Origin of the sequence: Bacillus sp. LNXM65 (genome assembly GCF_002998575.1) — a bacterium.
Classification (GTDB): Bacteria; Bacillota; Bacilli; order Bacillales; family Bacillaceae; genus Bacillus.
The window spans coordinates 331,653-351,433 of record NZ_PVRB01000005.1; the positions used below are offsets into that span (position 1 = coordinate 331,653).

The 19,781-nt window shown below is 38.7% G+C and carries 24 protein-coding genes, 1 pseudogene and 1 riboswitch; of the genes and pseudogenes, 8 read left to right on the forward strand and 17 right to left on the reverse strand.

Going from position 1 to position 19,781, the window contains the following annotated elements:
• Window positions 1-85: 85 nt before the first annotated feature.
• Both C6Y03_RS12220 and C6Y03_RS12225 read right to left on the reverse strand, forming a co-directional pair.
• Window positions 86-544, reverse strand: a complete 459-nt coding sequence (locus C6Y03_RS12220) for a MarR family transcriptional regulator (RefSeq protein WP_034664352.1) — start codon at window positions 542-544, stop codon at window positions 86-88.
• A 249-nt stretch (window positions 545-793) separates the two neighbouring features.
• Entirely contained in the window at window positions 794-1,966 is a 1,173-nt protein-coding gene (locus C6Y03_RS12225; protein WP_106039377.1) for an MFS transporter, read from the reverse strand.
• Window positions 1,967-2,043: 77 nt separating this feature from the next.
• A riboswitch (purine riboswitch) is annotated at window positions 2,044-2,143 on the reverse strand.
• 396 nt (window positions 2,144-2,539) lie between these two features.
• Here C6Y03_RS12225 and proS point away from each other — a divergent pair.
• Both proS and C6Y03_RS19185 read left to right on the forward strand, forming a co-directional pair.
• Entirely contained in the window at window positions 2,540-3,973 is a 1,434-nt protein-coding gene (gene proS, locus C6Y03_RS12230; protein WP_066031392.1) for a proline--tRNA ligase, read from the forward strand.
• A 143-nt stretch (window positions 3,974-4,116) separates the two neighbouring features.
• Complete coding sequence (locus tag C6Y03_RS19185) at window positions 4,117-4,293, forward strand: hypothetical protein (RefSeq protein WP_003216908.1); 177 nt, start codon at window positions 4,117-4,119, stop codon at window positions 4,291-4,293.
• Window positions 4,294-4,328: 35 nt separating this feature from the next.
• Here C6Y03_RS19185 and C6Y03_RS12235 read toward each other — a convergent pair whose 3' ends face one another.
• From C6Y03_RS12235 to C6Y03_RS12265, 7 genes are all read right to left on the reverse strand, one after another.
• On the reverse strand, window positions 4,329-5,105 hold the full coding sequence (locus C6Y03_RS12235; protein ID WP_106037038.1) for a sulfite exporter TauE/SafE family protein: 777 nt from the start codon (window positions 5,103-5,105) through the stop codon (window positions 4,329-4,331).
• Between the two features lie 59 nt (window positions 5,106-5,164).
• Entirely contained in the window at window positions 5,165-5,395 is a 231-nt protein-coding gene (locus C6Y03_RS12240; RefSeq protein WP_034664361.1) for a sulfurtransferase TusA family protein, read from the reverse strand.
• 33 nt (window positions 5,396-5,428) lie between these two features.
• On the reverse strand, window positions 5,429-6,556 hold the full coding sequence (locus C6Y03_RS12245; protein ID WP_106039378.1) for an MBL fold metallo-hydrolase: 1,128 nt from the start codon (window positions 6,554-6,556) through the stop codon (window positions 5,429-5,431).
• 14 nt (window positions 6,557-6,570) lie between these two features.
• A complete protein-coding gene (locus tag C6Y03_RS12250) occupies window positions 6,571-7,131 on the reverse strand; it encodes a sulfurtransferase TusA family protein (RefSeq protein ID WP_106037035.1) in 561 nt (186 codons plus the stop codon).
• A 47-nt stretch (window positions 7,132-7,178) separates the two neighbouring features.
• Window positions 7,179-7,532, reverse strand: a complete 354-nt coding sequence (locus C6Y03_RS12255; protein WP_106039379.1) for a rhodanese-like domain-containing protein — start codon at window positions 7,530-7,532, stop codon at window positions 7,179-7,181.
• Between the two features lie 14 nt (window positions 7,533-7,546).
• The gene (locus C6Y03_RS12260) at window positions 7,547-8,029 is read right to left on the reverse strand and encodes a DsrE/DsrF/DrsH-like family protein (RefSeq protein WP_034664372.1); all 483 of its coding nucleotides are present in this window, start codon (window positions 8,027-8,029) and stop codon (window positions 7,547-7,549) included.
• A gap of 123 nt (window positions 8,030-8,152) precedes the next feature.
• Window positions 8,153-8,413 carry a metal-sensitive transcriptional regulator gene (locus tag C6Y03_RS12265; protein WP_003217059.1) on the reverse strand — a complete coding sequence of 87 codons (261 nt, stop codon included), beginning with the start codon at window positions 8,411-8,413 and terminating at the stop codon, window positions 8,153-8,155.
• Window positions 8,414-8,606: 193 nt separating this feature from the next.
• On the opposite strand from C6Y03_RS12265, the gene C6Y03_RS12270 reads away from it, so the two are divergent.
• Complete coding sequence (locus C6Y03_RS12270) at window positions 8,607-9,113, forward strand: hypothetical protein (protein WP_106039380.1); 507 nt, start codon at window positions 8,607-8,609, stop codon at window positions 9,111-9,113.
• A 47-nt stretch (window positions 9,114-9,160) separates the two neighbouring features.
• On the opposite strand, the gene C6Y03_RS19355 is transcribed toward C6Y03_RS12270, so the two are convergent.
• Window positions 9,161-9,370, reverse strand: a complete 210-nt coding sequence (locus C6Y03_RS19355) for a hypothetical protein (RefSeq protein WP_106039381.1) — start codon at window positions 9,368-9,370, stop codon at window positions 9,161-9,163.
• A gap of 453 nt (window positions 9,371-9,823) precedes the next feature.
• Between C6Y03_RS19355 and C6Y03_RS12285 the strand changes: the two genes are divergently transcribed.
• A complete protein-coding gene (locus tag C6Y03_RS12285) occupies window positions 9,824-10,024 on the forward strand; it encodes a DUF255 domain-containing protein (protein ID WP_106039382.1) in 201 nt (66 codons plus the stop codon).
• Window positions 10,025-10,567: 543 nt separating this feature from the next.
• Here the strand turns inward: C6Y03_RS12285 and C6Y03_RS19190 are convergent.
• The 5 genes from C6Y03_RS19190 to C6Y03_RS12310 form a co-directional block, all read right to left on the reverse strand.
• Window positions 10,568-11,014, reverse strand: a complete 447-nt coding sequence (locus C6Y03_RS19190; RefSeq protein WP_189313031.1) for a transposase — start codon at window positions 11,012-11,014, stop codon at window positions 10,568-10,570.
• Window positions 11,015-11,154: 140 nt separating this feature from the next.
• Entirely contained in the window at window positions 11,155-11,898 is a 744-nt protein-coding gene (locus C6Y03_RS12295) for a class I SAM-dependent methyltransferase (RefSeq protein ID WP_106039383.1), read from the reverse strand.
• 15 nt (window positions 11,899-11,913) lie between these two features.
• On the reverse strand, window positions 11,914-12,801 hold the full coding sequence (locus tag C6Y03_RS12300; RefSeq protein ID WP_106039384.1) for an AraC family transcriptional regulator: 888 nt from the start codon (window positions 12,799-12,801) through the stop codon (window positions 11,914-11,916).
• Between the two features lie 383 nt (window positions 12,802-13,184).
• A complete protein-coding gene (locus C6Y03_RS12305; protein ID WP_106039385.1) occupies window positions 13,185-13,985 on the reverse strand; it encodes a dihydrodipicolinate synthase family protein in 801 nt (266 codons plus the stop codon).
• Window positions 13,986-14,011: 26 nt separating this feature from the next.
• Window positions 14,012-14,626 (reverse strand): FMN-binding negative transcriptional regulator, encoded by a 615-nt coding sequence (locus C6Y03_RS12310; RefSeq protein ID WP_106039386.1) that lies wholly within the window; start codon window positions 14,624-14,626, stop codon window positions 14,012-14,014.
• Between the two features lie 116 nt (window positions 14,627-14,742).
• Here C6Y03_RS12310 and pdxR point away from each other — a divergent pair, with 116 nt between their 5' ends.
• Window positions 14,743-16,125, forward strand: coding sequence for a MocR-like pyridoxine biosynthesis transcription factor PdxR (gene pdxR / locus C6Y03_RS12315; protein ID WP_106039387.1), 1,383 nt, complete (start codon window positions 14,743-14,745; stop codon window positions 16,123-16,125).
• A gap of 235 nt (window positions 16,126-16,360) precedes the next feature.
• Window positions 16,361-16,540 (forward strand): annotated as a pseudogene (locus C6Y03_RS12320) (DUF255 domain-containing protein); the annotation flags it as partial.
• A 90-nt stretch (window positions 16,541-16,630) separates the two neighbouring features.
• On the opposite strand, the gene C6Y03_RS12325 reads toward C6Y03_RS12320, so the two are convergent.
• Entirely contained in the window at window positions 16,631-17,584 is a 954-nt protein-coding gene (locus tag C6Y03_RS12325; protein WP_106039389.1) for a DMT family transporter, read from the reverse strand.
• Window positions 17,585-17,710: 126 nt separating this feature from the next.
• Between C6Y03_RS12325 and C6Y03_RS12330 the strand changes: the two genes are divergently transcribed.
• Complete coding sequence (locus C6Y03_RS12330) at window positions 17,711-18,580, forward strand: AraC family transcriptional regulator (RefSeq protein WP_106039413.1); 870 nt, start codon at window positions 17,711-17,713, stop codon at window positions 18,578-18,580.
• 165 nt (window positions 18,581-18,745) lie between these two features.
• On the opposite strand, the gene C6Y03_RS12335 is transcribed toward C6Y03_RS12330, so the two are convergent.
• Entirely contained in the window at window positions 18,746-19,198 is a 453-nt protein-coding gene (locus tag C6Y03_RS12335; protein WP_106039390.1) for a MarR family winged helix-turn-helix transcriptional regulator, read from the reverse strand.
• Window positions 19,199-19,339: 141 nt separating this feature from the next.
• Between C6Y03_RS12335 and C6Y03_RS12340 the strand changes: the two genes are divergently transcribed.
• A complete protein-coding gene (locus C6Y03_RS12340) occupies window positions 19,340-19,774 on the forward strand; it encodes a GNAT family N-acetyltransferase (protein ID WP_106039391.1) in 435 nt (144 codons plus the stop codon).
• Window positions 19,775-19,781: the final 7 nt, after the last annotated feature.

The following is a 19,781-nucleotide window of genomic DNA, read 5'->3' on the forward strand; positions in this document are numbered from 1 at the left end:
CAGGAATAACGTCAATATATGTTAATTTTACCATATAAAAAACCGAAATCATCTCATTTTCTACGATGGTTTCGGTTTTTTTAATCTATATTTTTTCTTTCCATGCCTTCAAAAAGCGCTCAATTACTTGTAATTCATCTTCATGAAACTGCTGGAGAAATTCTAAGTAGGACGCGACGGCTTTTTCATGTAGTTCATCATGCAGCGCTGCCAATTGCGTGCCTTTCTCTGTCAATGAATAGTAGACAGATTTCTTATCCCCTTGCCGGTGGCAATAGTCCACCATGCCTTTATCAATTAGTTTTTTCACAGCCTTTGTAATGGCAGGCTTTGATAGTTTTAGTTGTTGAGAAAGAAATGTATTATTTGATTCGTTTGGATTGGCTTGAATCATCGATAAAATGTGAAGCTGTGTGAGTGTCCAATCTTGCTTGAGTGTATCAGTCGTGGTAATCAGTGGATCTGTTGGATCATTCCGTCTCTTTTCCCTATGCATAATCAGATCTTGAATCGCTTTTAATACAATCTGCTCTTTAGTTTCCATCTGAACCTCCACTCTTAACTGGTTAATAAAATGGTACTAATAATTAAAAGAGGAGTCAAAAGAAATGTCAGTGTGAGAAAAAGAACAGGCCATCAGACCTGAAAATGGTGTATGCACTTTTCTACTAGTTGACCCATCATGTCACAGCTCCTCTTTCTTTTATTTGCTATAATTCATGGAAAGAAAGGCTCTTTTCGTGAGATGTTGAAATAATATAGAACAGAAAAAAAGCTACCTATCATGAGGCAGCTATTCAGCACGATGCTGACGATCCATATAAAGTGGTGGTCTCTTCAACGAAATCACCGCACAGCTAAAGGCAATCAGCACAAAAACTGCACCGAACTTCGCCAGATCAACAGATGAACCGGTCATCGTAAACAGGAAACCGCCAACCGCTGATCCAATTGAGATACCAATTTGCAAGGCCGATGTATTTAAGCTTTGCTGAATATCAGACGTCACAGGATCTGTTTGAATCAAATAACTCTGCAAGGCAGGCGTTAATGCCCAGCTAAGCGCTCCCCATAGGACAACCATGATCATAAAGAGGACAAACACACCCGCTGTATAAGGAATGATAAACATCACAACTGCAAACGCGATTGTCACCAGCAAAATGGCTTTCCCTGAACCCAGCTTGTCACTAAGCCAGCCGCCAAACCCATTCCCGCCAATAGATGCAAGCCCAAAGACCAAATAACAAATACTAATCCAGAACGGGGTCATATGCAGAACTTCCATTAAAAACGGAGTGAAATAAGAATAAAGCATATAATGACCTGCCAGCATAAACAAACTAATCAAGTGTGCACTAAAAATTTTCGGATGCCCTAAAGAACGTATTTGCTCTCTAAGAGGTGTCACTTTTTCAACAGGCATTTTCTCCAATAGAAAATAGATCAGCACCATCGATATCGCTGATAAAATACTGATTCCTAAAAACATCACTCTCCAGCCAAAGCTCTCTGTAATAAAAATACCGATCGGTACACCGAGAACAAGTGAAGAACTAATCCCAATAAAAATCAGCCCTAATGCCTTCGCACGATGCGCTGGTTCCACCAATTTAGCAGTGATCGTCAGTGACAACACCACCACAAGCGCTGTACTCATTGCGATCAATACCCTAGAGATCATGACAAGGGCAAAGGTCGAACTAAAATAAGTGAACACATTTCCTAATGTAAACACCAATAACGCTATTAAATAAAGACGCTTTCGTTCGATTTTGGCTGTGGCGGTCAGCAGCACGGGTGCTGAAATGGCATACACAATGGCAAATACGGTGATAAGCTGCCCAGCTGTTGCAAGAGATACATTCAAATCCTCTGCAAGGCTTGGCAAAATGCCCCCGACCACAAGCTCAACTAATCCAACCGCAAAAGTAGAAACGGCTAATAAATATACTCTCCAGTTCATGTCTAACATCCCTTCTATATATCATCGCTTTCACTTTTGATACAGGGCGCAGACAAACAAAAAAACCCTGATTACAAAAAAGGAAAGCACGCTTTTGTAATCAGGATTTATCGGATCCTGGTAGAAACCCTCAAACCATATTATTGAGGTTATACAAGTCTATTTTTTTCTTCAAATATAGTAGCATATGCTTACATAACTGGCAAGCTGTAAAAATAGGAAATGACTGCAAATTCACGATCAAACAAAGCACTCAGAACAGCATGAAAAGAAACCCCAGTACAACTTGCTTTCTCCTGCATTTACAGGTAAACTGATGAAAAATCAATGAACATTGATCAACGTAGATCTGGAATAGTAGCTTGAATTGACCTTTAACAGAGAGGGAACGGTGCTGAGAAGTTCCTACTGACATCTTCAAGTGAACCTGCCGATTTAGTTCTGTTTCATACAGCGGTTCATACCGTTATCATGATCGAGTGTAAAGCTGTGCTTTAAATTAGGGTGGTACCACCAGGAATGGTCCCTAACTTAAAGCACAGCTTTTTTGTTTTTTAAAAGGAGGAACATGCAATGTCAAAGAAACAATTTGTTGAAAAAATCACAAGCATGGAAGACGACTTTGCCCAGTGGTATACAGATGTTGTCACAAAGGCACGACTCGTCGATTATTCAAGCGTCAGAGGCAGTATGATCATTCAGCCATACGGCTTCAAAATTTGGGAGAATATTCGCGACGAACTTGACCGCCAAATCAAAGAAACAGGGCATGAGAATGTGTATATGCCGCTCTTTATCCCAGAAAGTCTGCTCCAGCAAGAAAAGGATCATATCGAAGGCTTTGCTCCTGAAGTGGCGTGGGTGACACATGGCGGTGATTCGGAATTACAAGAAAGACTCTGCGTCAGACCAACCTCTGAAGTGCTGTTCGCCGAGCATTATAAAAACATCATTCACTCCTATCGTGATTTACCGAAGCTATATAACCAATGGGCCAATGTCGTCCGCTGGGAAAAGACAACACGTCCATTCCTTAGAACCCTTGAATTCCTCTGGCAGGAAGGGCACACTTGTCACGAGACTGAACAAGAAGCGATTGAAGAAACAGAAAGAATGCTCCATATCTATGCGTCTATTTGTGAAGAGCTTCTAGCGATCCCTGTCATTAAAGGCAGGAAAACAGAGAAAGAAAAATTCGCTGGCGCCCGCTTCACCTATACAGTCGAAAGTCTGATGCATGACGGAAAAGCCCTGCAAACGGCCACTTCTCACTTCTTCGGAAACGGATTTGCCAAAGCATTTGGCATCGAATTCTTAAACCGCGAAGGAAAACTAGAGCATGTCCAGCAAACCTCTTGGGGCTTTACGACAAGAATCATCGGTGCCATGATCATGGTGCACGGTGATGACAGAGGACTGGTCCTTCCGCCAAACATTGCGCCAACCCAAGTGCGAATCGTGCCAATCGCCTCTCATAAAGAAGGTGTGCTCGATCATGCCTACGAGTTGAAAGATCGACTCACCCGCATCGCACGTACTGACATCGATGCAAGTGATAAACAGCCAGGCTGGAAGTTCAACGAATGTGAAATGCAGGGCATCCCTCTACGTGTCGAAGTAGGACCAAAGGACATCGAAAAAGGACAAGTGATGCTCGCAAGACGAGACACAGGTGAAAAGCAAGCCGTCAAGTTAGATGCACTTGAACAAACCATCACTTCCACGCTTGAAGACATTCAGCAGACGATGTACGAAAAAGCAAAAGAACGATTACATGAAAAAACATCAAACGCCCACACAATCGAAGACATCGAGCAGCTTCTTGCCGAAGAAAACAGATTGATCAAAGCAATGTGGTGCGGTGATGAAGATTGCGAAAACGACATCAAAGAGAGAACAGGGGCGACCTCACGCTGTATCCCATTTGAACAGGAATCTGTTTCAGACACATGTGTCTGCTGCGGAAAGCCTGCATCTGATATGGTCTTTTGGGCAAAAGCTTATTGAGAATCGAAACGAAAGAGAAGCATCCTTTACGATGCTTTTTTTTTGTTAAAAAGACCCAAACACCCATTGACCTCACCTGCACGATCCCCTATAATTCATATTAATATAATCGGTTTTTAAGACTTTAACTGGAGTGGTGATATATGAAGCGCTGGCCCTCACTGTTTGCCGAACGCTGCCCTAAATGTAAAACAGCATTAGAAGTCTCTAAGTCCAATGCCCTGCAAGGCAAAGTCGTGAAAACGTGCCCCAACCTTCATTATCAAAAAGAGTTTCACCCAGCCCTTGAAACATATATCGAGCACGATGACGTCAAATAAAAAAGACCAACACGTTTGCTTTGTTGGTCTTTTCTTTATAATAAATCAAGCCAAATTTTGACCGCTGTCGCCGTAATCATCACAGCTAGTGCCCATTGTAAGTAGACGGCATTGATTTTCTGACCGACCTTAGCACCAATCGGAGCGGCTATTAAACTTGCCAGCATCAGCACAACCGCAGGAAGAAGCATGACTTGACCCGTCAATACCTTTCCAGTCGATGCACCGATCGCAGATAGAAACGTAATCGCAAGTGAGGACGCAATCGTCATCCGGACAGGAATTTTTAAAATAGACAGCATCACCGGTACCAATATAAATGCTCCACCCGCGCCTAGCACCCCGGAAACACTGCCAATCACAAAGGCAATACCTGCCGCAAGCCCTTTATGAAAAGTGACTTCTCCCTCTGAGTCTGCACGCTGTCCCTTTTTTGGAATCAGCATGAGGATCACAGCCACTACCGCGAGCAATCCATAGACGAGATTCATCCCATTCTCTGGCATAAAGTGAGATACATAACTGCCTAATAAGCTGCCCGCCAATATACTGCTCCCCATATATAAAATCAACGACCGATGTAAATACCCGCTTTTTCGGTAGGCCAATACCCCACCGAGCGTCGAAAAAAGCACTTGAATAGCGCCAATTCCTGATACCTCGTGAGCCGATAGTGCCATCACACCGACCAGTGGCGGGATATAAAGCAGCATAGGATAGTTGATCACAGATCCCCCGATCCCCACCATTCCTGATAAGAAGGAACCAATACATCCGATGATAAAAAGTGTAATCAAAAACGCAAAATCCACGCTGGTCTCCTCCTTTGCAAAAGGAAAAGGGGATCTTCAGCAGATACCCCTAACATCCTTTAGGACCCTTTTCTCACCCAGAACTTCAGCACATGTCCTTCATCCGTCTGCGTGATCAATTCATGTCCGCTTGACTTCGCCCATGCTGCCAAGTCAGCTTTAGCCCCTTTATCTGTTGCATGTATTTCTAAAACTTGACCTTCCGTCAAGTCATTCATTTTTTTCTTTGTCCGAATAATCGGCATTGGGCATGCAAGCCCTGTTACGTCTAAAATTTGATCTGATGTCATTTGATTATTCCTCTCTTCTTATTTTATTGGACATTACCGAATCGCACAACGGTTTGGACCAATTTCCATTTCACGCTGCGCTTCATCATCTGGGCTCAGCTTCCCCATATTGGCTTGACGAATGTCTTGATAGGCGTTTGGCTGTGCAGGCAGATTCTTCGTGACCATTTGTCTAAATACGTCTTCATCTTCAATATTCAGTCCATGATTTTCTTCAAATAGAACGCCTAGCTCCTTCCAAACGCTTCCGTCTTCATTGACTTCATCCATGATCATGAAATGCGCTGGCAATACAATGAATTCTTTCGAAAGTGCTCTATATCGGTCATAAAGCGTTTCTCTCAAATCACCTACCCAGTCCTCCGCCATTCCAGCGAGATCAGGTCTTCCAATCGAATCAACGAACAAAATATCACCTGAAAGAAGATATTGATGATCCACGATAAAAGATGTTGAACCAATCGTATGCCCCGGCGAGTAAAGGGGGTGAATATCAATGGAAGCCGCTCCAATCGTCATCCGCTGTCCTTCTTCAAGACGGTGATATTCAAAGATCACCTCTTCTGCATCTTTTGGCGGCAGCCAGTAGCTGGCACCAGTCTGTTCAGCCAGTCTTTTCCCACCAGAAATATGATCCGCATGAAGATGAGTATCCAACACTTGCGTGATAGAGACATGATGTTTTTTAGCAAAACGGGTATAGATATCCGTCATTCTAGCTGCATCTACAATTGCGGCTTCTCCATTCGACATGATCATATAAGACAGGCATCCCTTGCCCATCCGCACAAATTGATACAACTCTCCACCGCCGGTTAAATCCCCGATCTTCACTGGCTCTAGATGCTCGCTCCACGCCTTCATACCGCCTTCTAAATAATGGACCGTTCTGCCCGCCTCTGACAGCATCTCCGCCACCATGATAGAGGAGCCTTCCTTGGCACAAACCACCAACACTTCACGGTCATAAGGAATGTGAGATAAAATGCCCTCTACTCCTTCAAGGAGATCAAAATAAGGCACATTCATATGAACGATTGCTTCCCCTTCGATCTTCCAATCCTGAACATCCGCTTGATTTCGCACATCTAGCAAAAAAATCGGTTCCTTGTTCACGATCTTTTTTGTTAACTGTTCTGCAGTCATCGCTTTTACCGTCATGTTTCATTCAGCTCCTATTTTTCAATCGCTCCTGTCCAGCTATTCATGCCTGGCACGATGTTCACCAATTGATGAAATCCTTTTTCTTTTAACTTTTGCGCAGCTAATTCACTTCTTCTGCCTGAATGACAGATAAGGTAAATGTCCGTCTCTCGGCTCAATTCCTCCGCACGTTGTTCAACCTCACCAAGGGGAATATGAACAGCTCCCGGAATATGCCCCGCCTCGTATTCATCCAGCTCTCGCACATCTAAAATAAACAAAGATGGATCTTCTTTTACTTTCTGTTGAAAAGTCTCCAAAGACATTTCCGAAATCATGGACTTCCCTTCTTTCTCTTGTTCTCCGCCCTTACGAATCAAATGATGAAGCACCTGACCTTCTACTTTTGTTCCTAAAAATTCGTGGCCGGCACTTTTTGACCAAGCCGCTAGATCCGCTGCTGACCCTTTATCGGTGGCTTGCACTTCAAGTACATCTCCGGGCAAAAGCTCATTCATTTGTTTTTTTGTTTTCACAATCGGCATCGGGCATGCCAATCCTTTTGCATCTAAAATGACAGTTGGTTGCTGCATGTCTTATCCTCCTTTATATAGGGGTGGGGGTATATTTTATTGCGCATTTAATGCCAAGCATTCATGCCACCCTTGATGTTTGTAATCTGAGTAAATCCCTGCTTCTTCAATATTTTCGCCGCTTGCATACTTCTCATTCCGCTTTGACATATCACATAGACCTCTTTATTTTTCTCAAGCTGAGAAGCTCGTTTCTTCAAATGAGACAACGGGATGTTTTGAAAGCCTTTGATATGATTTGTTTGAAATTCACTAGGAGATCGCACATCAATGAGCTGTTGACCTTTGCTTTTCAGCTTCTTTTTCATATGAGCTGCATCCATTTGCTTCACACCTCGTACCGGCAGAAAGCGGCTCACGAGTAATCCAATCACGATGATGAGTAAAATCGTCTGCACCATCCTGTATCACCTCACTAGATAAATAAATTCACACATCCGATTTCAGCTTCTGCTAAATATGCCGCTACACCAGCATATTGAATATCATCTAATAATTCTTTCTCCTGTAATCCTAAAAGATCCATCGTCATTGTACATGCCACGAGATTGATATCCTGTTCCTTTGCCATATCAATGAGCTGCGGCAAGGTCATGGCATTGTGCTTTTTGATCACATGCTTGATCATTTTCGGCCCCATCCCTGTAAAATTCATCTTTGACAGCCCCATTCGATCAGCCCCGCGCGGCATCATCTTCCCAAACATTTTTTCTAAAAATCCTTTTTTCATTGGCACCATCTCATCCTTACGCAAGGCATTCAGCCCCCAAAACGTATGGAAAATGGTTACCTCATGATCATAGGTTGCTGCACCATTGGCAATAATGTAAGCTGCCATCGCTTTATCATAATCTCCACTGAATAACACAATCGTCGTACGTTTTTTCTGTTCTTCCATTCTGCTCCTCCTTCAATAATTACCTATAGGGGTATATAGAAAATAAAAATATATACATATACCGGTAAGGGTATATTACATCAAGTAAAAAAATCCGTCAACCACCAAAGGCTGAGGAATTTCTTACCGGCTTTTCACCAATAGCTCAACTGCCTCTTTCACAAGACCTTCCGTATCCTTGCCTTGTTCAAGACTTTCACGAACACATTGCTCAAGATTTGTACTCACAATCACACCCATTGCCCGATCAATGGCATTACGTGATGCAGACAGCTGCGTCACCACCTCGCGGCAATCCTTGCCTTGCTCCATCATCGCAAGAACCCCTTTAATCTGCCCTTCAATCCGGCGAAGACGGTTCTTCATCTGCTGATTATATTCCATGTACCAGCACTCCTTTCTATTCTTTCTATGAACAGATAGTATACCCTAAGAGGTATTTAGTCAAACGACTTGCCCTCCTTTTTATAGAGAAAGGATAGATCGTATGTGAAAAGAATTGCACATTCCACCATTTATTGATAAAAAGAAGTTAATCAATGCACGAGAAATTAGTTGGCGAAAAGAGGACACACATATGACTTTACATCACTATATTGGTGCTAATAAAGAGCTGCCGCTTGGTACCTTTGGTCAAAAGCCTATCTATAAACCACTCTCTGAACTCAATATCAAAACGGTTGATAGAAAACGAAAAAAGCCCAAAACCTATCAAAAAGAAGAGCCCTTGATAGAAGTATACGAAACAGAAGAGGACTTTGCTGGCATTCACATTGCTTATGTAGATCCGGTCTATGAAGCCGTAAGAGACAAATTCACGCATCCTTTTGTTTATGATTTAGGCATCATTCATTCTCTCCGTCCTCTTTTCCTTTTCATTGAAACAGAGCTGCCCAAAGGAGAAACCATTGAAATCTACTCTTGTGTAGACGGCCTGGAAACGAAAGAAAAAGACGATCAATTAGATGTAGAAATTGACTTAAGCAAAAAACGATTTGGGAAACATATCGATTTTAAAGAGATCGGTGAACTGATTGATATGTTTGAATTAGAACACTTACAATATGTGCTGGTGAAGAAGTAGAGGAGAATTGAAATGGAACATCAATGAGGCGTTGAAAAGTTTAGGCCTCAATTATCTCTGTGTAGATCATCGTAAACTTTTTCAAAAATCTCTATTGGCATTGAATACTTCGTTGTTTTATCATTACGGTAATTAACCACTATATCAATGTGATGTAGCTTTTTTTCAAATTCAATAATTGAATTCTCCCATCTATCTCGAACGGATATGACACAATTACCGTTTTTCTTTTCATTTTTCTGATAAACATAGTCCATTTTATCTCTCCATTCTTATTATTTAGTATTAGATAGGTGAATTGACGTCACGTTGTAAATCAGTGATACCCAAGAAACATGAAGATAAAAAAGCTAAATGTGGTGAGTAAGTTTAAAAACGTATAAAGATAATTTCTACTATAAATACTTAATATAATACCAACTGGACCTAATAGATAATTCAATAACCATAATCCGCTTCCATATCCAAATATCAAATTAGGGCTCCATAGTAGAACACCTATTACAAAGCATAGCAGTGATAACCGTCTCATTATTTTTTTAGACATTAGAACTCCTTCGAATTTTAAAATTGTAGGGTGTTTATTCAGTTTCCAAATATCAAGAAAAACCTATATTTTAACAAAATGATACACTCAAATAATGACTTAGTCTCTACTCCTTAAGAAATTTAAGATGAAATTAAACTAATGATGTAAAAGCAGGTGACCCATGCCAAACAACCAAACACCCAACCAACTCATCAACGAAAAATCACCGTACCTCCTTCAGCACGCCCACAACCCAGTTCACTGGTACCCGTGGGGGCAAGAAGCCTTCGACAAAGCCAAGCGTGAAAATAAACCAGTGCTTGTCAGCATCGGCTACGCCACTTGTCACTGGTGTCCTGTTTGTTTAGCTACTCTGATATAAAAACAGAATAACGCAAAATCAAAAGATCAACTAGTAATGTTTGATTAGCTTGCAAATGCCTCGAGTGTTACAAAGATTCGAACCCCTCAATTTAATAATATATGATATGGATTTTATAAGATGCACAGAGAAAAAGAACAAACTTCTAACTAGATATGCTCTTTTTTTGTCATATTGTTGCCACCTATAAATGAAGCATATTTTTTGTCATTTAATATGCTTGAAACTGCATAAAATAACTAATAATTGGGGAGGATAATAATGATATCTGCAACAAAACACTTGAGGATGCGACTATTTTGATTTATAATTTCTGTAAAGACATCAAACAAAAAGTTTGTATATTAGGTGCTTTCCTAATGAATCTTGGAAAGTTCCAAAATTCTTGTTTCAAAATTGTAAGCTAATTAATAAATTAGTTGCAATTAGAATAGTATCTGTTGAATATGAAGAAAATGAACAGTTATCATCTTTTTATGAAAACAACGGGTTTAAAGTAATTCAAAAAAATGAAAATGGATTAGCCATGAGTTACATACGTGTTTAATTACAGCATATCTTAAAGGATATGCTTTTTTTATTCACTAATTTACATAAATGTGAATTATACAAATGTATTTGCGTTATCACAAATAGACGATAACCCCTTGTAAAGCTGGTATAGGAATAAGGATATTTCTTTGAGTTTCGAGCTTTCTCTTTGTATTCACGATGAAGAAGTTGGAGCGTCACGTTCTTTTTCATCAGCTCTTTATGGATATACTCCCAATTAACAGGGTAATAACCCCGCTCAAATGTCTGCCTTTCGGGGTATAGGAAGCCAAATAGCCAGAGATTATCCATCTCCGGCTTCAGCTCAATGATATTTTTATTTTCTGCTCGGTAAATCACATCTTTTACCGTCCGCCATGAATGACCGGTGGCGGCTGCGATGGTTCGTTGAGAGTCACCGTTGAAGTACATTTGTAGGATCTTTTGGTATTGAATCATTCGACTCCTCCTCGGAACACTAAATATCTTTTCTAAGTTAGTACCTGTAAAAAAATCCAAAAATGATAAACAGAGTGACAGGTAAGAGAGAAATGAATTTGTAGTTTTTGGCGAAGCTTTCTTAAAAAGAAATAACCTAATTATTCTTTACTTGCAAAAAAGGTGATGAGGGAAGAAGACGTATCTCTCTCATACCCAAGTTTATACTCAATCGAAGAATATCCTTCATGTTCCAGTAAAAGCTGAAACTCCTGGATTCCATACCAATAGAGAACAAAATTTGATATTTCTGTTTCTTGAATCTTACCAATTTTGAGCAAATCGTATCGGTGAATAAAGCTGGTTTTCTGTTGAAGCCAATCTATTCCTTGGGTTGTTGACGTAAATAGAATGCCAGTTTCATTGTCGATTGAAAATTGACCTGTTGAAACTTTGTCTGGTATGAATCCAGTTGGCAATTCCAAATCAATAATAATTTTACCGCCTACTTCAAGATGTTGGTAAAAAGAACGCAGAATATCCTTAACTTGATTCCGGGGTAATAGACAGAAACTCCCGGTAGGCATGATAATCGCCTCGTATTTTTCAGGTAGATGAAGGTCAGTAAGATCTCCTTGGTAGAGAGTTCCCTTCACTTTTGCGGCCTCCATGTTAGCTCTACATTGTTTTAACATATCTTCAGATACGTCAACACCTTCTACATCAAGTCCCTTTTGCAGAAAAGGAATCATCATTCTACCAGTGCCGACGCCTGCTTCTAAGATTTTACCTTTAGTACTTTTCAAATGTTCATAATAGTATTCCAAATCACCATCAATAGAGTATCCGGCTGGTTTGGTCAACTGGTATAGCATGGTGCTTAATTCACCATATTCTGTAAACATATTTTCAACTTCTTTCTATGATTTCTTAATCGGTATATAGATTTCCATAATAGAATTTTCGGAGGCATGACAGCGTTCATCATAATATTCATAAGCAAGGCGATCTTCATCCAATTCATATGAACTTTGATCAAACCACTCCGAAAAAATGTACCGCCAGGTTTCCTTAACAGCTATTGATAAAGGATCTTTGTCGTATGTTGTGGCGGTTGATAGATTGTTGATAGGTGGAGTAGTGAAGACAGCGTACGTTGCACTTGGTATTTCTGCAACGATCATATCTGAGGTTGCCAGACTAAAGTCATCGACAATAACCCCAAATAAATAGATTGCATTACCTTCATTCTGATAAGGAAGCCACAGCCCAACTTCACCATGTTTGGGTGGTTTTAATTGTTCATAAAGCTTTTCCTCTAAATTGGATTCGTTACTTGAATCCCAGTAAGCAGCTATTTGATGGCTATAATTATCTGCAATATTTGCGTGTAAGCCATAACCTGCTACCCTAAAGGGCTCTTTATCAACGAATTTCGGTGGATCTAGGACATCTCGTATATTTTTTACGAGAGTATTATCACTATCCGCCATTCTAATTTTATATGATGTCGGGGTATATCCAAATTCTTGCCTAAATGATTTTGAAAATCCGCTTGCCGATTCAAAGCCATACTGCAAGGCAACATCTAAGATTTTCTGGTTATCAGAAAGTTCAATTCTTGCTGTCGATAGGCGGTATTTTCTCACATACTCCATGACCGGAACCCCTTTTACCAGAGAAAAAATTCTACAAAAATGAAAGGTAGAGTATCCAACATGATTTGCTATTTTTTCAGCGGTAAGCTGCTCGTTAATGTGGTCTTTAATATAAGTGATACTTTGATCAATAATTTGCTTGTACTGCATACTACCACCTCTGCCTCTATTATAAGGATTAGAAAATCATTTGGCTGTTCCTAGCTTGCTAATTTTTGGACACCAAAAAGACCAAGAGAAAATAAAAACCTGATTTGATCTCTATTAGGAACAAATCAGGAAATAGTCTTTATATGTAAAAAGATTGAGAAAAGCTGTTTTTGCTTTGCCAAAATATCGGTGTTGACTTGGATGGTTTTGAGTGCTGACATTTATGGTTTTCGGTGTTGACATCTTTGCTACTCGTGTTGACATCATTTGGAAATATCCATATGTACTTTCTTTAATTTCAACAAGTCAGTAAAAGGCAGACTAGCTTGATATAAAAAACTAGTTACTCACTGGGTAGCAACTAGTTTAATGTCAAACCTTCTTTAAAGTGATATGATTGGTGACCGACAATTCCCTACTTTTATACCGATCTTGTTATAGTGGGTCTTTATATTGACAATAGGTTGATTATTTGTAACCTCATTTATTAGGTCGTTTAATTTATTTAGATTAACCGGTTTATTCTCTAACAAGTTATTGAAAGCTTCTTTGACTTCTCGAGGATAAACATTCCCTACCATACTCGACAAACCGTTACATCCATTATTGATTAACTCTAGGAAGTTTACATCTCCTGCTGCAAACATAATAAAGTCTTTAGGAAGATTTGTTTGTTGATGACGATGAACGTCCCCTCCTTCTTTCAGTCCAATAATATTAGGATGCCGGCTAACCAAGTCTTTAAGTGCTTTCTCGCTCAAATCAAAGCCAGTTCGAGCAGGATTATTATAATGTACAACCTCTTTAGACGTATGGCTAAGCAGTTCATCAACATAATAAATAGCTTGCTGTTGTGTTGGTTTTATATAAGGTGGAAAGCCAAGTAATATAACATCTATATTGGTTTTTTCGATTTTTTCAATAAGCTTTCTAGCATCACTTGTTCTTATAGATGACACACCAAACATCAGTTCAATATCCTCAAATTTTTGCTGATTGAAATGTTCAATGATTTGTATACGTTCATTAATGCTGAGTGAATGTTGTTCACCAGTAGTGCCGCATATAAGCAAGGAATCGATTCCGTTGTTTTGTAAATATTCAACAATAGGGTCAAAGCCTTCTAAAAATAAACTCTCATCTTCATAAAAAGGAGTAGGAATAGCAACGTTAAAATTTTTCATTATAAAGCAACCTCCAACTTATAAACTTATTGCATTTTTTTGTTTATATTTTCTTTCATTAAACTAGAGATTATTTGTTCGTGTGTATGTGGTATTAGACTGAGTTGGTTAACGACTAATTCTTGCCGTAATATCGAATGATTTTGACTTAGCTTCGCTTTCCCCTCTATTTTGTTGATTTTGATTTTAAAACCTTTTACCCCTTTGTTCATGCCCGCTAACAATTTAGAATCGACATCCCCTAATTTGTATGGACTGTCAGGGCTTTCGTATTTCAATACCAGATCACTCATTGAATTTATTGTTTCTTCCTCATCCAAAAGTTCAACTTTCCCGTAAACATGAGCAGATACGTAATTCCATGTAGGTACAGCCTGATTTGTCTCATACCACTTGGGCGAAATATAACAATGAGGCCCTTGAAAAACTGCTAAAACGAATTGGCTTTCAATATCTTCCCACTGAGGATTCGGTAGAGCAAAATGACCGTATAAGTAATTTTTATCGTTGCTCATCATCAAGGGCAAATGGGTTGCATATGGCATACCATCGTGCATTGAAAACAATGTTGCAAAACCATACTCTTTTATAACATCGCAAGCTTCGTCTTCACTAAGCTGAAATGAGGCAGGGATATACATAAAAACTCTCCTCTCTCAAAATGGATTGATAAAGCGCTTTTAGAGTATAATATGATACTAACTGACATTTAAAAAGGTACAATTCCAAATAAATATACATGTCAGGGGAGAAGACGATGAAAAACATTATTTTTGCTTTTAAAAGTAATACTCCTAAATACAAACAAATTTATGAACAATTCAAAATATTAATCGAGCAAGGAAATATCCAAGCAAATGAACAATTACCATCTATTCGTGAATTAGCAAATTCCCTGCAGGTAAGCCGCAATACAACGCTAATGGCGTATGATCTACTATTAGCGGAGGGGTACATTCGGGGCGAAAAAAGAAAAGGATATTTTGTCAATAAAGTAGAAACCCTTTTGTTCCAAAGAAAAAATAACTCTTTTCGGAGTAAGCAAACAGAAATGTCATTAGAACGGGTTCTGATTGATTTTCGTGCAGGTGCCGTAGATCAAAAGCTCTTCCCTCTGAAAACATGGAGAAAATTGTACAATCAAGTTTTGACATTAGAGAAAAGCTACCTATACGGTGAAGCATTCGGAGAAATACAGCTACGTGAACAAGTAGCTGCTTATCTGTTAGAATCCCGCGGGGTGAAAACTGATGCAAATTCCATTATCATTGGCAGCAGCACCCAACAAATGTTGGTTTATCTTGGTCATATTCTGAAAGATGAATTTTCCGGGATCATAGTTGAGGATCCTGGTTTTGACGGTGCTAGAGAAACATTTCAATTTCATGGGTTTTCTCTAGAAACATTACCTGTCTTTGAAAGTGGGGCTGATTTTTCGAAGTTACATTCAATGAAAGAAAAACTAATTTATGTGACACCTTCTCATCATAGCCCTTACGGAGTAAGCATGCCCATTCAGCAACGTCAAACACTTATCAATTGGATTAATAAAAAAGAGGGATATATTCTTGAAGATGATTATGATAGTGAATTCCGTTATACGCAGCAGCCATTTCCTGCCCTTGCCTCCATTCATTCAGAAAGAGTCATCTATTTAGGAAATTTCTCAAAATCCTTTCTTCCAGGCATTCGCCTAAGCTATATGGTTTTGCCCCAGCCTATATTACATCGATACAAAAACCGTTTTCTTCATTTCGAAAGCACTGCTTCTTTGCTTAACCAACTAACCATGGCCGAATTTATGAAAGAAGGTGAATGGGCCCGCCATATTAAACGCATGCGCACCACTTATAGAAGCAAAATGCAGCACTTTACTTCAAATTTAAAGAAGCAGTTCGGAGATCATTTAACGATTATTGGTGAGCAGTCTGGATTATATATATTATTGAAAGTTCATCTGAACTATTCAGAAGAAAGATTAATCCAACGTGCTTTAAAATATGGAGTAAAAGTATATCCTACTAACATTTATTTCGTTAATAGAAATCCTAATAGACCAATCATAAAGTTAGGTTTCGCTCATCTCGACTTTGATGAAATAACACAGGGTGTAAAACTTTTGAAAAGGGCCTGGTTGTAATACACATATCTTCGTTTTCTCTAGTTAAAAATACTCCCATGCCAGCGAACCAGCAATAAACCCATAATGAAGAATAAGTTCCATCTTGAGTCTCCTTTTCATATTTTAATCACGATATTTATATTGGTTTTATAACGCTTTTTATTCATGATTTTAGGCGGTATTTGAAAAGGAGAGTTAAATAAAGAAAATGTGGTATGTTATCTTTAGTTAAATTCAGAAAGAAGGTGATCCCATGCCAAACAAAAGTAAACCCAATAGATTAATCAATGAAAAATCACCATACTTACTTCAACACGCCCACAACCCCGTAGACTGGTACCCTTGGGGAGAAGAAGCCTTCGAAAAAGCAAAACGTGAAAACAAGCCGGTTCTGGTCAGCATCGGCTATTCAACTTGTCACTGGTGCCATGTCTGCTAAAGTGACCTTAAAGTTTTACAAAAAAAAGCCCTTTTAAGGGCGGCAAAATAGTTAATTCTACAGGTTCTTTTTTCCTTTTAACTTTTAGTGTTTGCAAGATTCCCCAATCTTCAAATTAGATTTCTCACTCCGCTTAGAAGGCCCTTTATGCAAAGCCAATATCAGAGTGTTTCCTATAATACATACAGCACCAATCCACTGAAAATACCCAAATGGTTCCTTTAACCAAACAACAGTTGTGACAACTGCAGATAGAGGCTCTAAGCTTCCTAACAAGCTTGTTTCTTTAGGTGAGAGGCTTTGCAGACTTTTTATGAAGAACCAGAACGCAATCATTGTGCCAAACACTATTACAAATATAATATATACATACACCTCAGCAGTTAAACTTTTAAAATCCATTTGCCATGGCGGATGAATAAAACTTAATGCAAAACTGCCAATAATCATAGCCCAGCCTACAACAACAAGAGAATTAAATTTATTTAATAAGCCAACGGCATATAAAGTATAGAAAGCTGCCGCGAATCCTGATAAAACTCCCCATACGACCGCAGCTACCGGTACTGAAAGTTGAGAAAGTGAACCATTTGTTAGTAGAAAAAAGCACCCCGCCAGAGCAAGTGATACTGTTATGATATCTTGTTTGGTAAGAACCGTTCGTTTTCGCAAAAGCGAGTAGATAATAACGATTACTGGGGATAAATATTGTAATAACGTAGCAACCGCTGCATTCCCATGTTGAATGGATGCCATATATGTGTACTGCACAGCTAGCATTCCGAATAAGCCAAAAATAAGAAGCTGACAAGCTGTGGCTTTATTTTTCCAAATCTCGATAATCTGAATCCGATTCTTTCTGAACAATTGAAGCATCAAGAGTAAAATGCCAGCCGTAAGTAAGCGTATCGTTACAAGCCAATTGACATCAATTTGATCACCTTGAAAAAGTTTTTTGGCTACTGTACCCCCAATTCCCCAACATGTCGCCCCTGTTATAACATAGAACAATCCCATTCTTCTATTTGAATTATTCATGCAAGATCCCTCGCTAATAAATATAATAATAGTGTTATCATAAATTCAAAATCTCATAAAAAATACTTAAATCGAACAAAAAAATATAAATATATTGAGGTGGAAAGGGTGCAAGTAAAAAATTTTATGGTTGATCAAAACTTAAAGGAATTAACAGAACACCGAACGGTTGCATTACCAGTTGCATGTTACGAGACAAGGATCAATCAAAATATAAATGGCTATATACCGCTTCATTGGCATGACGAAATTCAATTTGTTTTGATACTAAAAGGGATAGCTGTCTTTCAAATAAATGAAGAAAAAATAGAGGTTCAAGAAGGTGATGGATTATTTATTAATAGTGGCTGCTTGCACATGGCAGAGGAAAAGGATCACTCGGGTTGTACTTACATTTGTTTAAATGTTTCACCCCATTTCGTTTTAGCTCAAGAGCTGTATTCAAGCTATGTTCAGCCCTATATTCTTTCAACTAATTTATCCCATTTATTTTTGGGTGGAAATCAACATTGGGCAAATAACATTCTACAAGCTGTAAAAAAAATAAATCAATTGGTTCAACAAAAGACATCGCTCTATGAAATTGACATTACCATGCAATTAACTTTAATATGGAAAAACTTAGTCATTAATGGTTTTCAATTAAAGTACGATCAATCTGAAATGATAAAAAGTCATCGAATGAAACAAATGTTAAACTGGATACATCTCCATTATGCTGAGAAAATGACATTAGAAGACATTGCAAAAGCTGGCCAATTAAGCCGTTCTGAGTGCTGCCGTTATTTTAAACGAATGCTGAATAAGACGCCGTTACGTTATGTACTGGATTATAGAATCCAAAAAAGCTTACTATTACTGCAACACCCGGAAACCACTGTGACAGAAGTGTCTTATCAAGTTGGATTTAACAGTACCAGTTATTTCATAAGTAAATTTCAACAAGCTATGAATATGACACCATTCTCATACAAAAAGATTCATATGAGGCATTAATTCTAAGGATGCTTCTACAATTTACAAATAAAGGGAGTCCCTGTTTATGGGACTCCCTTTATTTATAGGCTGTTAAACTAGCCATTGATGCCATTACACATATTTTTATTGAAGGGACTATACCACATAATGTGCTCTAAAACTTTTAAAGTTGAAATTTGTACTTTAGTAGTCCCTTTTGTTTCCCTTCTTCACATTTTCCCAATCCCGTTCTACATTTTTCCTGACTCTGTGAAGAAGTTTAAAAATGGTTTCCTTTTCCTCAGGTGAAAAATCAGACCAGGCCACTTTCATAGAATGTTCTTCTTCTTTTTTTAAAAAAGGATAAACTTTTTTCCCTTTCTCAGTCGTGAACAGCTTTTTTATTTTTTTATTCTGTCTGTCCGGCTGTTTTTCAATCAATCCTTGTATTTCCAATTTCTTAATTGCCCGTGCAGCCGTTGTTCGGTCAACTTTTATCATTTCAGCCAATTTATCTTGAATAACACCGGGGTTTTCGTATATACGTACAAGATAGAGATACTGCCCTCTCGTTAAGTCCAAATCTTTAAATTCAATATTGCTTATGGAATCTAAACCTCTGGATATCATGCCGATCTCTCGTAAAATGTCGTTCATACCCAAAACTCCTCACATATTTTTTGTTGTAATTACATCTATTTTCGTTGCAATTACAACAAAAATAATTTAACCTTACTTTTATAAGACCACACGCATGCTGTACAGTCCAGACTAATATCAGAAAAGGATTGATAAATAATGAATATAAAAAGAATAACAACTGAAAATGATTTACATGTTGCTCAAGATATTAGAAAATCGGTATTCATTGAAGAACAGCAAGTACCTGAATCCGATGAGTTCGATCAATTCGATACACTCAATGAACAATGCCAGCATGTCTTGGTATATCATGAGAATCAGCCTGTCGGCACAGGCCGTGTGCGCATCGTTGATCATACAGGTAAACTGGAAAGAATTTGTATCCTAAAACCTTATCGTAAGTACGGTTTGGGCAAAATCATCATTGGAGAGCTGGAAAAAATCATGCAAGAAAAAGGCATTACTAAGATTAAGCTGCATGGGCAAACACATGCAGAAGGCTTTTATAAAAAACTGGGCTATCAAACTGCTTCAGATGAATTTATGGAAGACGGAATTCCACACGTCTTGATGACAAAAGAAATATCTTGAAATACAA

What these genes read in the sequence shown, in the direction of transcription:
- C6Y03_RS12220 (WP_034664352.1), bottom strand. Translation starts at nt 544, where the DNA reads ATGGAAACTAAAGAGCAGATTGTATTAAAAGCGATTCAAGATCTGATT.
- C6Y03_RS12225 (WP_106039377.1), bottom strand. Translation starts at nt 1,966, where the DNA reads ATGAACTGGAGAGTATATTTATTAGCCGTTTCTACTTTTGCGGTTGGA.
- proS (WP_066031392.1), top strand. Translation starts at nt 2,540, where the DNA reads ATGTCAAAGAAACAATTTGTTGAAAAAATCACAAGCATGGAAGACGAC.
- C6Y03_RS19185 (WP_003216908.1), top strand. Translation starts at nt 4,117, where the DNA reads ATGAAGCGCTGGCCCTCACTGTTTGCCGAACGCTGCCCTAAATGTAAA.
- C6Y03_RS12240 (WP_034664361.1), bottom strand. Translation starts at nt 5,395, where the DNA reads ATGACATCAGATCAAATTTTAGACGTAACAGGGCTTGCATGCCCAATG.
- C6Y03_RS12245 (WP_106039378.1), bottom strand. Translation starts at nt 6,556, where the DNA reads ATGACGGTAAAAGCGATGACTGCAGAACAGTTAACAAAAAAGATCGTG.
- C6Y03_RS12250 (WP_106037035.1), bottom strand. Translation starts at nt 7,131, where the DNA reads ATGCAGCAACCAACTGTCATTTTAGATGCAAAAGGATTGGCATGCCCG.
- C6Y03_RS12255 (WP_106039379.1), bottom strand. Translation starts at nt 7,532, where the DNA reads ATGGTGCAGACGATTTTACTCATCATCGTGATTGGATTACTCGTGAGC.
- C6Y03_RS12260 (WP_034664372.1), bottom strand. Translation starts at nt 8,029, where the DNA reads ATGGAAGAACAGAAAAAACGTACGACGATTGTGTTATTCAGTGGAGAT.
- C6Y03_RS12265 (WP_003217059.1), bottom strand. Translation starts at nt 8,413, where the DNA reads ATGGAATATAATCAGCAGATGAAGAACCGTCTTCGCCGGATTGAAGGG.
- C6Y03_RS12270 (WP_106039380.1), top strand. Translation starts at nt 8,607, where the DNA reads ATGACTTTACATCACTATATTGGTGCTAATAAAGAGCTGCCGCTTGGT.
- C6Y03_RS19355 (WP_106039381.1), bottom strand. Translation starts at nt 9,370, where the DNA reads ATGGACTATGTTTATCAGAAAAATGAAAAGAAAAACGGTAATTGTGTC.
- C6Y03_RS12285 (WP_106039382.1), top strand. Translation starts at nt 9,824, where the DNA reads ATGCCAAACAACCAAACACCCAACCAACTCATCAACGAAAAATCACCG.
- C6Y03_RS19190 (WP_189313031.1), bottom strand. Translation starts at nt 11,014, where the DNA reads ATGATTCAATACCAAAAGATCCTACAAATGTACTTCAACGGTGACTCT.
- C6Y03_RS12295 (WP_106039383.1), bottom strand. Translation starts at nt 11,898, where the DNA reads ATGTTTACAGAATATGGTGAATTAAGCACCATGCTATACCAGTTGACC.
- C6Y03_RS12300 (WP_106039384.1), bottom strand. Translation starts at nt 12,801, where the DNA reads ATGCAGTACAAGCAAATTATTGATCAAAGTATCACTTATATTAAAGAC.
- C6Y03_RS12305 (WP_106039385.1), bottom strand. Translation starts at nt 13,985, where the DNA reads ATGAAAAATTTTAACGTTGCTATTCCTACTCCTTTTTATGAAGATGAG.
- C6Y03_RS12310 (WP_106039386.1), bottom strand. Translation starts at nt 14,626, where the DNA reads ATGTATATCCCTGCCTCATTTCAGCTTAGTGAAGACGAAGCTTGCGAT.
- pdxR (WP_106039387.1), top strand. Translation starts at nt 14,743, where the DNA reads ATGAAAAACATTATTTTTGCTTTTAAAAGTAATACTCCTAAATACAAA.
- C6Y03_RS12325 (WP_106039389.1), bottom strand. Translation starts at nt 17,584, where the DNA reads ATGAATAATTCAAATAGAAGAATGGGATTGTTCTATGTTATAACAGGG.
- C6Y03_RS12330 (WP_106039413.1), top strand. Translation starts at nt 17,711, where the DNA reads ATGGTTGATCAAAACTTAAAGGAATTAACAGAACACCGAACGGTTGCA.
- C6Y03_RS12335 (WP_106039390.1), bottom strand. Translation starts at nt 19,198, where the DNA reads ATGAACGACATTTTACGAGAGATCGGCATGATATCCAGAGGTTTAGAT.
- C6Y03_RS12340 (WP_106039391.1), top strand. Translation starts at nt 19,340, where the DNA reads ATGAATATAAAAAGAATAACAACTGAAAATGATTTACATGTTGCTCAA.